Consider the following 12,487-nt stretch of genomic DNA (forward strand, 5'->3'; position numbering starts at 1 on the left):
CTGCCCAGCATAGCGGCCCGGTGCGCCATCGGCAGGGGTGCCGCTCAGCGGATCCCGTACCGTCCCGCGAACCAGGCATAAGCCTGCCGGGCCGCGTCTTCATCCCCGAACAGCTCGATGAGCCGCCGGGCCCGCCGGACCAGCACGCAGGCGAAGGCTTCGGCGTACAGCTCGGTGACCGCCGCCCGGTAAGGCGGGGCGAGACGTCCGGCGCTCGCGGCGTGCAGGGCCGTCCAGAACGGGGTCTGGGACGGCATGCCATCCATGTCGTCGGCCGCGTGCCCCAGCTCATGGCCCGCCACACTCGCCGACGGCGAGGGCACGCTGCCCACCCCGATCATGCGCCGCCTCGGGTCGTAAACGCCGGCGCTGCGCTCCCACCCGCCCTGCTGAACGGGCAGCGGGATGCCCCGCAAATGCTCGAAGCCCGGTAAGTCCGGCACGGCCCCGGGCCCCACGACGATCCCGCCACCCAGATGAGCGGCCAGCCGGGTGCCCAAGGCACGCGGTACCGCGGACAACGTCATGATCGCCAACAGGGTTTCGGCGGGAGGGAACGTGCCCGGACCCCATGCCCTGTGGACGCGATCTTCGAGCGCGCCGACATGCAGCCAGCCCGGCCGTCCTCTGCTCTGGCTGGCCACCCACGTCCTCTGGTCGTCGCTCCGGCAACTGCCGACGTGCTTGGCGCATGAGATGGCAGGCGCGACAACACAGTCGTTGATCGCGAACTTTAGCGTCCGGCGAGGCGCGTCGCACATCCACCCAGCACGGCCATCACCACGGAGGTGGGTTGTCGAATCCGGGCAGGCCGTTCGACATAAGGGTGTAAGCCAGTAACTAGCACCTGGAAGGACAGCCACCATGGCTCAGTACGCGATCCTCATCCACACGAAGGCCGAGGTTGTTCCCGGAGCGCGGGAGGCCCATGAGCGCCACTTCGACGACCTGGTGAACTCCGGCGCGCTGGTCGCGGCCTTCGCGCTGCAGCCCGCCGACACAGCCACCTCGATCCGCGGCGACGTGGTGACGGACGGCCCGTTCGTCGACGCCAAGGAGGTCATCGCCGGGGTCGCCATCATCGAGGCGCCCGACCTGGATGCCGCTCTGAAGATCGCTCGGGCCAATCCCGCCACCCAGCAGGGCGGCGGTGTCGAGGTGCGGCCCGTCGAAGGCGGCTTCATCCCGGATCGGCCCGCCACGGCATGACGCCCCCGGCGGACGTCGAATCGGCGGTCGCGGACGCGTACCGTCGCGGATGGGCCCTGGTGCTCGCCGCGACGGCGGGCGTCGCGCGCGACCTGGACCTGGCCGAGGAGTGCGTGCAGGAGGCGTACGCCGCGGCCCTGGCGAGCTGGGCCCGCGACGGGATCCCGGACACGCCGGAGGCGTGGCTCACCACCGCGGCCAAGCGCCGCGCGATGGACGCGGTGCGGCGCGAGCAGACGTTCCGCTCGAAACTCCCGCTGCTGGTGGAGCCCGAGGAGGCGGAGGACGAGCCGGCCGCCGTCGAGCCGGAGAACGTGGTGCCGGACGAGCGGTTGCGGCTGATCTTCATGTGCTGCCACCCGGCGTTGGCGCAGGAGGCGCAGCTGGCGCTCACGCTGCGGCTGGTGTGCGGGGTGACGACCGCCGATGTCGCCCGGACGCTTCTGGTGTCGGAGCCGACGATGGCCGCCCGGATGACCCGGGCGAAGAAGAAGATCTCGGCCGCGCGGATCCCCTTCCGGCTGCCGGAACGCGCTGAGCTGCCGGATCGGCTGCGCGCGGTGCTCGGCGTGATCCATCTGCTGTTCACCGCCGGTCATACCGCGCCGTCCGGCGCGTCGCTGGTGCGTACGGACCTGGTGGACCAGTCGATACGGCTGGCCAGGACGCTGCGGGAGCTGATGCCCGACGAGCGGGAGGTGCGGGGGCTGCTCGCGCTGCTGCTGGTCACCGATGCCCGGCGCGCCACCCGGGTCGATGCCGAGGGTCGCTTGCTGCGTCTGGAGGACCAGGATCGATCGCTCTGGGACCGTTCGGCGATGTCCGAGGCGCACGGCCTGATCGTGGACGGGCTGCGCGGCGGGCGACCGGGCCGCTATGTCCTGCAGGCCGCGATCGCCTCCCTCTACGCCGAGGCGCCGTCCTACGACCAGACGGACTGGCCGCAGATCGTGACCCTGTACGACGAGCTGCTGGCGGTGTGGCCGTCACCGGTGGTGGCGTTGAACCGCACGGTGGCGGTGTCGATGGTCTCCGGGCCGGCGCGGGCGCTGGAAGAGGTCGCGGAGCTGGAGAAGGACGGCCGGCTCGCGCGATACCCGTACCTACCGGCGATCAGGGCGGACCTGCTGCATCGGCTGGGCCGCCGGGAGGAGGCCTCGATCGCCTACCGCCAGACGCTGGAATTGACCGGAAACGAGGCCGAGCGCGAGTTCCTGGCCGAACGCATCGGGGGCTGCCTCATCCGTCCTGAAGAGATACCCGGAACTCAGGGCCCATAGTGGGCAGCGAGACTTTCGATCGTGTGGAGCTCCTGGTCGATTTTCGCGAGGGCGGCGCGGCGGTGGTGCGACCCGCTTTGGCCGGGCTCCGGGGTCTGCCCGCGCCGGTGTTCGAGATGCGCCAGCAGGGTCTCGCTGCCCAGGCGGCGGGCGGCGAAGGCGATGACGACTGTGGCGGACTGCATCAGGCACCAGCCCGGCCGGAGCCTGGCGTCCATCGCGTCCTCGCGGCCGGCGCTGTCCCGCACCAGCAGGCGCAGGAACTCGCCGCGCTGCTCGATGACGCGCACGTGGGCGACGCCGGGTTCGTAGCGGGGGGTGGCGTGTTCCAGGTCCGCGACGACCTGCCACACGGCCTCGAAGGGGGCGGCGATGCGGCGCTGCCCGACGACGGCGCCGGGCAAGGCGGCCGCGAGGATGGTCAGGCGGTCGATCGGGTCGATATCGGGGTGCGCCACAGGATCGTTCACGATTCCCACACCTCCCGGAACGCGGCCCTGGCCCGATGCAGCCGGGATTTCACGGTTCCTATCGGGATCCCCAACGTGTCGGCGATCTCTTGTTCACTGAGGCCTTCTTGCGTACGCAACATCAGCACGGCGCGCTGGGAGACCGGCAGGCGCGCCAGGGCGTCATCGATGTCCACCAGCCCTTCCAGCGAGGAGACCTGGCCGGCCACGAGGGTTTCCTCCGCGGCGACCTCCAGGTCATGCCGGTGGGCGAGCCGGATCGCCGTCCGGACCGTGACCGACCGGACCCAGGTCATGATCGCTTCAGGCGCGCGCAGCGACGGCAGGCCCCGGAAAACCGCCAGCAGGGCCTCCTGCGTGGCATCGTCGGCCGCCGCCGGGGCGATCCGAGCGCACAATCGGCGGACGTACGGGGCCAGTTCGTCGAGAAGCCGGTCCAACGCGAGCGCGTCCCCCTGCTGAGCGGCGGCGACGTTCTCGGGGTCCACGCCACGAAGATTACAAGAACATCAGCCGGAACCTTTCACGGGTTCCCCGCCACTTTCCAGCCAGGAGGACATCACGCAGAAGGGCTATCTTGTGAAACAAGATCTGCACATCGTCGGCGCCGGCCTGACCGGGCTCACCGCCGCCATCGAGGCGGCCGAACGCGGCTGGCGGGTGACCGTCGCCGAGGCAAACCCCCGGCCGGGTGGGCGAGCACGCACGCTGGCGGCTCCCTACCGGGCCAACCTCGGCGCCCACGCGATCTACGTGGACGGGCCATGGTGGGCGTGGCTGGAGGGCCGCGGCCTCACCCCGCCCATCGTGGAGGCGCCGCGCCATGCCACCCTCGTCCGGGCCGGAGGCCGGCTCGGTCCGTGGCCGGCCGAACTCAGCCAGGCCATCGCCGCGCTACCCACCGAGGCGCCCGCAGAGGAATCGTTGCGCGCATGGCTGCTCCGGCACGTCGACGCCAGGACGGCTGAGGCCATCGTCGGAGTGGTCTTCATCTTCACCTTCGACCACGACCCCGGCCGGCTTTCGGCCGCGTTCGCCCACCAGCGCCTGCGCCGGGCGATGGCCGGCGGCGTCCGGTACGTGACCGGCGGGTGGTCCACCCTGGTCGACCTTCTGGCCGAGCGGGCAGCCGGCCTCGGCGCGCAGATACGTACCCGGACACGGGTGGCCGCTCTGCCCGCGGGCCCGACGATCCTGGCCACCAGCCTGGCCACGGCGCGCCTGCTGACCGGCGACCGATCGCTCACCTGGCCCGGCGCCCGCGTGACGACAGTCGACCTGGGCCTGCGGGCCGACGGCGGCCCAGACTGGTTCCGGGTGATGGACCTCGATGACCGGATCTACGCCGCCCGCTACGGCCTCGCCGACCCCACCTTGGCCCCGCCCGGACACGAACTCATCCAGATCTCCGCCGCCTGCGCCCCAGGCGAGCGGAAAGCCGACGCCGAACGCCGCGTGCAGCGTCTTCTCGACGAGTCCTGGCCCGGCTGGCGCGCGGCGCTGCAGTGGTACCGCAGCGCCCTGCGCACGGACTGCACCGGAGCCGTCGACCTGCCCGGGACGACATGGCACGACCGCCCGGCCGTCAGCCGCGGCGACGCCCTCGCCGTGGCCACAGACCAATCAGCCGCGCCGGGACTGCTTGCCGAGGTCGGAATCAGCGCCGCGCAACTCGCCCTCCAGCAGCTCGGCGAAAGCCCCAGGCTCGCTGAGGCCCACATGCGGGTCTGATTCTCGCCACGACCCGGTGAACATGCTCGGCTGGGACCAGCCAGCACTCGGGGGCTGATCGGCCGGAATGTCGGTCAGCACCCGGAGGTCGTCGCGGGCGACTCCCGGTCGTTGTCCCGGTTGCTCAACCGAACCTGCTGGTCAACCGCATGACGGTTTTTGAGCCGCGTCAGGCGAGTAGGCTGACCGCGCTTGCCCGCGACGATCAAGGAGCCGCTCATGACGACCGACCCGACGATGACCCGGATCGGCCAGGGGGTGGAGTTGCATCACCACCAAGGTCAGCGTGAAGCTGCTCGCGACCTGTTCGCGCAGATCTGGGATGACATCGGCGGCGAGCAAGGCGATCCGCTGCATGTTTGCGTTCTTGCCCACTCGATGGCCGATGTGCAGGACGACGTGCATGAGGAGCTGATGTGGGATCTGCGGGCGCTTGCCGCCGCCGATCTGGTCACCGATGAGCAGGTGGCCCAAGCCGGGGTGCCGCTTTCGGTGGCCGGCTTGTATCCGTCGTTGCACCTGAACCTGAGTGAGTGCTACCGCAAGCTGGGCGATCTCGATCGCGCCCGTGAGCACCTCCAGCAGGCGCGGGACGGGATCGGCGTGCTTGGCGACGACGAGTACGGGCGGCTCATCAAGGGTGGCCTGGAGCAGGTGGCCAAGCAGTTGGGTGAGACCATCTGACGTCCTCAGGCCAGGACCTCCGGGGTCTCCAGCAGCTCCACCGGCGTCCGCCAGGCAGATCCTTGAGCCATGCACATCGGAACAGTCTCAGCACCCCTTAACGACGCACCTTGAACCTCAGGTGCAGCACCCCTTCGCCCTGGATGACCACGTGGGGATCCTCCAGCAGATGCTGCCCGTCGATGCCGCCGAAGTAGCGTTTGCCCGACCCGAACACCACCGGCACCACGTCCATCGCCACCTCGTCCACGAGGCCCGCCGCCAGGATCTGGCTGCCCACGTCGCCGGCGTTCACAGCGACGGTTCGCTCCCCGGCGAGCTCCTGGGCCTTGTCGATCGCAGCCGTCACGCCATCGACGAAATGGTACGACGCCTCGGGGTGCCAGCCCTCAGGTTTGGGCCGGTGGGACACCACGACCACGTGGTCCCCGGCGGGCGGTCGCCCCTCCCAGCCGTTCACCAGGTCGAACAGGTGGCGGCCCATCACGATCGTGCCGATCGTCTCCCACATCGACCGGACGTACTCCGCCGATGCACGTGAGACCTTGAAGCCGCTTCCGGCTCCGGAATGGTCGTACTGCTGGTCGCCGCCTTCGGTGATCGGGATGTCGCCGTTGAAGTACCAATCGTGGAGTGGCCCGACGTCGTCGTTCTTGTCGGCGATGAAGCCGTCCACCGACACCACGTTGTGCATGATCACTGTGCCCACAGGTTCTCCCTGGAATCTCCTTGCGCGTTCGTCCCCGATCCTGCCGCCCTCAGGGGCGAGTGGGCTTGTAAAAAATCAATCGGCGGGCATCGGACCGCTGTCCGGCGGGAACCCCCGCTCGGCGGGGAACCGGCGCCGCAGGTCCAGGTAGTCCGTCGGGGTATGGCCGGTGAAGTCCTTGAACTCCCTGCTGAAGTGGGCCTGGTCGAAATAGCCCGCCGTTTGGGCGAGCTGCGACCAGTCGACCGGACGCAGTGCGTCCACGGACACGATCAGCCGCGCGAACCGGTAGATCCGCGCCACCCGCTTCGGGGTGACCCCGACATGAGACTTGAACTGCGTGGCCAGGTGATTGCCACTCACCCCGGCGGCATCGGCCAGCGCACCGACCGGGACCACGCCGTAGGAGGTCTCCAAACACCGGCCTGTGTGCCGGACCAGGTCGAGACCGCGCGACGGCGCCTCGGCAAGCCGCGATCGCAGCTCCTCCTCCAACACCCGCAGTGCCTCGGCGGCGGACGTGAGGTCGCCGACCTGGTTGCGGATCCGATCCATAGACCGTTGCCAGACGGCGTCGACCGGCACCCATCGGTCCCGCAGTTCGGTCGCCGGCATGTCGGCGAACGGCGAGATCCCCCAAGGCTTGAAGTGCACCCCCACGAGCCGCACCGGTGTGGGGTACTCGAAGAGGAAACGCCTGGTCCATACCCCCATGAACCACCCATCGGTGAACACTACCGGCGGCACCGAAGGGTCGGAATCCCACAGGCGGACGGGTCCGCCCAGGTTGATGAACAGGTGTGCCGACGGCATCGGCGGGACGTTCATCCGTCGGTGGCGCGGCACTCCGGTCAGGCAGTAGATGTCGTCGATGAACCGGTCGAGCGGCGGCGCGGGCACCCGGACGACGTACTCCATGGAGCCAGTGTGGCCGACAAGGGTTCAGTCCCGATAACCCTCAGCCCGGCCGGGCTGGCACCGCGCCGAACGCCGCGCAGGCCGCTCCCGGCGGCGGAAAGCCGAACGCCGGTCAGGCCCCGAGGCCTCTCGATTCCAAGCGGTGCCAACCCGGCATGTTCTGCATCTTCGCCGACGATCTGACCACCGCCTACGGCAGCTGCTAGAGAGCCGGTCATGTAGCCGTCCTGCTGTCGGGCTGCGACGTGGAGGTTGTGGACTACCACGGTGCGTCGCAGGTCGAACAGGTTCTTGCCGACTTCCGAGATTCTCGGCTCGACCCGCGCAGGAAAGCGCGACCCCGGCTGGTTGACCAGAATGGGAACCCTTTGCTGACTCTTGCTCCGAGGGGCCCATAAACCGGTTGCGGGCCGGCCTGGGCATGCCGCCAGAATTGGCGCGTGACTGCGCCCGCCGACCTGGAGTTCCTGGTCGGGCTGCCGGCCGCGTGGGGGTTTCCCCCGGACACGACGATCATCGGAGCCGAGCAGGGGACCAACAACCAGACGTTCGTGCTCCGCCAAGGGGACCTCCGATTCGTGCTAAGGGTCAGCCAGACCCTGTCCGCCGCGCAGGTCGGCGCCGAGCACCGGATCCTGCGGCGGCTACGGCAGGCCGGACTTCCCTTCCAGGTGCCTGAGCCGGTCGCCGCGCTCAGCGGGGACACCGTGATCGAAACCGCGGCCGGGCCCGCCACCGTCTGCCGGTGGATCCCCGGCGTACGGCCCGACCTCACGGGCCAGACGGCACTCGAGCGCTTCGGCCGGGCGGCCGGGCTGCTCGGCGAGACGTTGCTGGGCGTACCGCCAGAAGACGGGCTGACAGACTGGCGCGGCAATCCCCTGGCGCACCCCGCCGTACCGCACGTCGGCGCCCTTTGCCGTCAGCTGCGCGCCGCCGGGATCAGCGCGGAGCGGGCCGCCCACCTCGAGGCCGTGGCACGCCGCGTCGAGCAGGGGTGGCCTGTGGGCGGCGGCACACTGCCGACCCAGGTCATCCACGGTGACCTGGCGGCCTCGAACATGCTGGTCGACGAGGACACCGGGGAGGTGAGCGGGCTGCTTGACTTCGAGTTCGCCGGGGTCGGCTTCCTGGTCCAGGACGTGATGGCGGCGCTGTTCTACAGCGGGGCCCTGGAGACGCGCGACTGGCAGCTCCGCACGGCGGCCTTCCTCCGGGGGTACGCCTCGGTCCGCCCGCTGGACGCCGCCGAGGCCGACGCCCTCCCCCGGCTGCTCCTCGCGCGGGCGATCGGCAGCGCCCTCTGGCGGGCGGGCCATTGGCTGAACGGGAGGGTGCAACTCGACGAGGTCGCCGACCGAATCCGCAAGCTGGAGGACACGACCCGCTGGCTCGACGCCAACGGCGGAAAGCTCCGGTCACTCGCGGCTGCCGGCGGGCACGGCTGACGAGCGCGAGCGCCTGCCTCCATGAAGACTGGTCAGGACTGCGCGCACCTCCGTCGCTTCCCAACGCCGCCTTTCAGGGCGAGTACTCGGCGAAGTCCGGCGCGTTCGTCAGCCGCGTGGACTCCTCCCACAAACGCCGGGCCGGCACCGCATCGCGCGCCTGCGGGCCGCGCGGGTCCTCGACATCGAACCAGTCCGTTGGGCGTCGCTGCCGGTGTGGATGACGCGCGCGTCCGGCGTTCGGGCCGCCCGCCGGCGCGCAGACTGTTCAAGCACGGCCGCTGGCCCAGATCGCCTACTCGCGGGGCTCAAGCACGGCATGTCGGTCGCGTCAGGTGCTCTCGGCCGGATCGGAGACCTGCCCGCCATTCTCCTCGTGCGAGGCATTGCCTTGTGAGGCCGGCACCACGATCTCTTCGTTGTCCTTGTTACGAGTCACCCAGAGATAGACCAGCGCGCCGACGAACAGCACGATCGAAGTCCACTGGTTGATCCGCAGCCCCAGGAGCGTCACCGCGTGGTCCACCCCGCCGACCGGGTCGATCCGCAGCCCCTCGATCCAGAACCGCCCGAACGTGTAGCCGGCGACGTAAAGGGCGAACAGGCGGCCGTGGCGCAGCGTGAACCGCCTGCCGGCCAGGATCAGTCCGAAACCGAGCGCCGCGTCCCACAGCGACTCGTACAGGAATGTCGGGTGGTAGAGCACGCCTGGCTCGCCGCCGTGCGCCTGGTCGATCTCCAGGCCCCACGGCAACGTGGTCGGGCTACCGTACAGCTCCTGGTTGAACCAGTTGCCCCAGCGGGCGATCGCCTGCCCGAACGCGATGCCGGGCGCGACCGTGTCGGCCACGGCTGCCAGGGACAGCCCCCGGCGGCGGCAGGCCAGCCACATGCCCAGGCCTCCCAGGGCGACCGCGCCCCAGATGCTGAGCCCGCCTTCCCAAATGAACAGCGCCTGGTACGGCTCCTTGATCGCGCGCGGGCCGAAGTAGGTCTGCCAGTCGGTGATGACGTGGTAGAGGCGAGCCCCGATCAGGCCGAAGATCACTCCGGGGACCGCCAGGTCGCCGATCGTGCCCTTCTCGCCGCCGCGGGCGCGCCAGCGGCGCTCGCTCAGCCAGATGCCGAAGCCGATCGCGATGATGAAGCACAATGCGTAGGCCCGGATCGGGATGAATCCGAGATACCAGACCCCTTCGGAAGGGCTGGGAATCGAGGCGAGAGACATGCCGGTGAGGCTAGCCAACGCGAGGCCCCTTGGCCGCCTTCGTGACCTGATCGCGAGCCTTCTGCGACGTGACGCGACATAGCCGAACCGGTGCGGCATCCGACGCCGGGCCCGACGGTATTGCGACCTACGTGGCCGAAGACGGCCCGGCCTTCGACATCACGACCCACACAGCACAGTCGGGGATGATCGCCCTACCTGACAGCGGTTCTTCGATGGCTCGGCGATGCTGATAACCCACCTGTACGCGTACGACGGAACAGGCGCCCCTGCCCGCCAGGGCTCCGTCGTCGACCCGACCCGTACACGCCGAACAGATCACGGTCGGCCCCGGCCCGACGGCGATCGCACTGACCCCGGACGGACGCTACGCGTTCGTGACGAACCAGGGCGACCACACCATCACCGGCGCGCTATCGACCGCAATCCCGGCCGCGCGGACGCCTCCGTTCGACGGCCCCCGCGTCGTCGTCACCCACCAGAAGCAGGGAGGCGTAACCCTGCTATGACCCGCCGAGCGCGGCGCGTCCCTGATGACGTTGCGACCATCACCAGTCCAGGGTCCCGGCCGGGCGCCTCAGGTCCACACGTCCGGGGGATGGGCCATGAGAAGTCGTGCGACGAACTCGCGCCGGCTGCGAACACCGGCCTTGGTGAAGATCGACTTGAGATGATCCTGCACGGTCAGTGGCGTCGTGCAGAGGATCTGGGCGATGTCGCCGGTGCTGCGGCCCTGCACGATGCGTAAGGCGACCTCGCGTTCGCTGGGAGTGAGCCCGTAGGAGGCGAACACCACTGGCATGATGTCGGCGGGCGAGGCCGGGGTGATCACCACCGCTGCGGGTCCGTCCGCCTTACCTCGCAGCAGCGAGGCGTGCAGCACGAACCATCTGCCGTCGCGCCCCCGCACCCGCAGGCCCGAGGGAGTCCGGATGCCTGTCGCCGCGCTCCTGGCCTGCTCGGCCACCATGACGAACGACGTCGGCACGGTGAATATCGAGCCGGAGTCGTCGGTGAATTCGCCGAGCAACCGTTCTGCCTGCTCGTCGGCGCCAAGCAGGTGGTTGTCGGGCCCCAGCACCACCACGGCGGGCGGCAGTGGCGGCTGCGTGAAAGGCGAGTGCAGCAGTTGGCTGCGCTGCAGAGCGATGCCGAGATGCCGCGCGGCGCGCTGGGCCAGCACCAGCTCACCGGCCCGGTACGGGCCCCGGTCGGGGGCGCGCATGAACGCCGCACAACCCCACATCCCGCCTCCGGCGTCGAACACCGCGCGCAATTCGTCACCGAAGCCGGCCGGAGCGATCTGCTCGCGATAGCGCAGACTGCGCCGCAACACCCCGCCGGTGGCGCGGCTGAGGGTGTCGGCGCCGCGACCGCTGAGCCGGATCTCGGGGAACCTCGCGACGTCATCACCCCAGATCTCCAGCTGCACCGCCTGGCGAAAATCGTCCAGCTCCAGATCGTCGGTGAGCACCGAGTTGACCAGCCCCGTCGCCGGATCAGTCGTGTGCCAGCACACCGCGTCGAATCCGAGCACATCCCGCAGCATCGGATCGGCCTGCCGGAACACCTCCGGCGCGCTCAAGCCCGCCCTGGCCAGGTCCCGTAAATCAGAGATCACCTGGCGCTCCACTTCCCTGCGCGAGATCACGGCGGCAGCCTAACCCGTCGCCCGGAATATCCCAGATATCTGGGATATTCACGGACTTCTCCTTGCTGTGATCATGAGCTGGTCATCCCCCCAACTGAACCAGGAAGACGCATGACGCCTCGCAGATCCCCGCGACGAAAACCCCTCATGCTCGTCCTCGCCACCATCTCCTTCCTCCTCTCCCTCCTCACCGCGATCACGATCACCCCCGCACCCGCCTTCGCCGACGGAACCTGTTCCACCAGCGGCGGCCCCGGCGGAGGCGACGGAGGCGGCGGTCCCGGCGGCATCCCGGAAGATCCCGACGCGGACCCGAGTCAAGAGCCGCAGCTGACGGACGAGGAGATGCAGGCGTACGTGGCGGAGAACGAGAGCCCCTACGGGCTGAGCGGCAATCCGCACGTCTATCCCGACACCGCCGACCCCCCGCACCCCTCGGTGGGCGTCGGGTTCAACCTTGACCGCCTTGACGCCCCCGCCCTGCTGGCGGCCGTCGGCGCCAATTACGCCGCGGTACGCGCCGGAACCCAGGACCTGACGCCGCTTCAAATCAGCACCCTGTTCCAGGCCGACTACCGCACCGCCGTCGCGAACGCCCGCCGGGTGTTCCACAATTTCGACCTTCTGACGTCGGCCAGGCAAGTCGTGCTGATCGACATGCTGTACAACCTCGGTCCCGGGAGATTCGCAGAGTTCAAGGCCACGATCAATGCCGTGAACACCGGCAACTTCCTCGCCGCTTCGGTGCATATGCAGAACTCGAAATGGGCGAAGCAGGTCGGCAACCGGGCCAAGAAGAACGGGAGGCTGATGAGCCAGGGCGCGGTATGTGACCCCAGAGACAGGCCGCGCCACGTCCCCGTCCCCCACGGAGGCGGTGGCGGCGGTGCCACATATCCCGGCGGCATCGAGGTCATGCCGGTAGGCGGGAACAGCCAATCCGACTTCGAGATGATGCTCAAGAGCATCGCCAGCGAAGTCCGCTGCTACACCATGACCGTCACGGTCACCGGGCCAGGCGGAACGTATTCAGCCTCAGCGATCCGCTGCGACTGACCTGGAAGCGGCGGCGACGGGAAACCCCGCCGCCGCTTCTCACAGCGGCAGTGCACAGCGGGCGAGGGTGGCGACCGCGGATGTCGAGCCAGGCGGTAGTGCG

General features: G+C 69.6%; 13 protein-coding genes. 6 read left to right on the forward strand and 7 right to left on the reverse strand.

What is annotated here, in order from left to right; translation table 11 throughout:
- Nucleotides 1-44: 44 nt before the first annotated feature.
- Nucleotides 45-527: a hypothetical protein gene (locus AB0L65_RS05855; protein WP_363968200.1), complete on the reverse strand. Its 483-nt coding sequence runs from the start codon at nt 525-527 to the stop codon at nt 45-47.
- Between the two features lie 337 nt (nt 528-864).
- On the opposite strand from AB0L65_RS05855, the gene AB0L65_RS05860 reads away from it, so the two are divergent.
- A complete protein-coding gene (locus AB0L65_RS05860) occupies nt 865-1,209 on the forward strand; it encodes a YciI family protein (protein WP_364240742.1) in 345 nt (114 codons plus the stop codon).
- Nucleotides 1,206-2,489, forward strand: a complete 1,284-nt coding sequence (locus AB0L65_RS05865; RefSeq protein ID WP_364240745.1) for a sigma-70 family RNA polymerase sigma factor — start codon at nt 1,206-1,208, stop codon at nt 2,487-2,489. Before AB0L65_RS05860 ends, AB0L65_RS05865 begins: the two co-directional genes overlap by 4 nt.
- On the opposite strand, the gene AB0L65_RS05870 is transcribed toward AB0L65_RS05865, so the two are convergent.
- Together AB0L65_RS05870 and AB0L65_RS05875 are read right to left on the reverse strand one after the other, a co-directional pair.
- Complete coding sequence (locus tag AB0L65_RS05870) at nt 2,477-2,959, reverse strand: hypothetical protein (protein WP_364240748.1); 483 nt, start codon at nt 2,957-2,959, stop codon at nt 2,477-2,479. The two genes, AB0L65_RS05865 and AB0L65_RS05870, sit on opposite strands and share 13 nt — an antisense overlap.
- Nucleotides 2,956-3,447 (reverse strand): RNA polymerase sigma factor, encoded by a 492-nt coding sequence (locus tag AB0L65_RS05875; RefSeq protein WP_364240750.1) that lies wholly within the window; start codon nt 3,445-3,447, stop codon nt 2,956-2,958. The genes AB0L65_RS05870 and AB0L65_RS05875 overlap by 4 nt, the downstream gene beginning before the upstream one ends.
- A 91-nt stretch (nt 3,448-3,538) precedes the next feature.
- Here AB0L65_RS05875 and AB0L65_RS05880 point away from each other — a divergent pair, with 91 nt between their 5' ends.
- Nucleotides 3,539-4,690 carry an FAD-dependent oxidoreductase gene (locus AB0L65_RS05880; RefSeq protein ID WP_364240753.1) on the forward strand — a complete coding sequence of 384 codons (1,152 nt, stop codon included), beginning with the start codon at nt 3,539-3,541 and terminating at the stop codon, nt 4,688-4,690.
- A 219-nt stretch (nt 4,691-4,909) separates the two neighbouring features.
- Nucleotides 4,910-5,374, forward strand: coding sequence for a tetratricopeptide repeat protein (locus tag AB0L65_RS05885; RefSeq protein ID WP_364240756.1), 465 nt, complete (start codon nt 4,910-4,912; stop codon nt 5,372-5,374).
- Nucleotides 5,375-5,471: 97 nt separating this feature from the next.
- On the opposite strand, the gene AB0L65_RS05890 is transcribed toward AB0L65_RS05885, so the two are convergent.
- Together AB0L65_RS05890 and AB0L65_RS05895 are read right to left on the reverse strand one after the other, a co-directional pair.
- Nucleotides 5,472-6,083, reverse strand: a complete 612-nt coding sequence (locus AB0L65_RS05890; RefSeq protein WP_364240759.1) for a dihydrofolate reductase family protein — start codon at nt 6,081-6,083, stop codon at nt 5,472-5,474.
- A gap of 75 nt (nt 6,084-6,158) precedes the next feature.
- On the reverse strand, nt 6,159-7,001 hold the full coding sequence (locus AB0L65_RS05895) for a helix-turn-helix domain-containing protein (RefSeq protein ID WP_364240762.1): 843 nt from the start codon (nt 6,999-7,001) through the stop codon (nt 6,159-6,161).
- A 440-nt stretch (nt 7,002-7,441) separates the two neighbouring features.
- Here AB0L65_RS05895 and AB0L65_RS05900 point away from each other — a divergent pair, with 440 nt between their 5' ends.
- Nucleotides 7,442-8,449 (forward strand): phosphotransferase, encoded by a 1,008-nt coding sequence (locus AB0L65_RS05900; protein WP_364240765.1) that lies wholly within the window; start codon nt 7,442-7,444, stop codon nt 8,447-8,449.
- A gap of 331 nt (nt 8,450-8,780) precedes the next feature.
- Here the strand turns inward: AB0L65_RS05900 and lgt are convergent, their stop codons facing one another.
- Nucleotides 8,781-9,677 carry a prolipoprotein diacylglyceryl transferase gene (gene lgt, locus AB0L65_RS05905; RefSeq protein WP_364240768.1) on the reverse strand — a complete coding sequence of 299 codons (897 nt, stop codon included), beginning with the start codon at nt 9,675-9,677 and terminating at the stop codon, nt 8,781-8,783.
- 577 nt (nt 9,678-10,254) lie between these two features.
- Nucleotides 10,255-11,328: a LuxR C-terminal-related transcriptional regulator gene (locus AB0L65_RS05910; protein ID WP_364240770.1), complete on the reverse strand. Its 1,074-nt coding sequence runs from the start codon at nt 11,326-11,328 to the stop codon at nt 10,255-10,257.
- 111 nt (nt 11,329-11,439) lie between these two features.
- Here AB0L65_RS05910 and AB0L65_RS05915 point away from each other — a divergent pair, with 111 nt between their 5' ends.
- Entirely contained in the window at nt 11,440-12,384 is a 945-nt protein-coding gene (locus tag AB0L65_RS05915) for a hypothetical protein (protein WP_364240773.1), read from the forward strand.
- Nucleotides 12,385-12,487 lie beyond the last annotated feature (103 nt).

It is taken from the genome of Nonomuraea sp. NPDC052116 (assembly GCF_040680035.1).
Classification (GTDB): Bacteria; Actinomycetota; Actinomycetes; order Streptosporangiales; family Streptosporangiaceae; genus Nonomuraea; species Nonomuraea angiospora_A.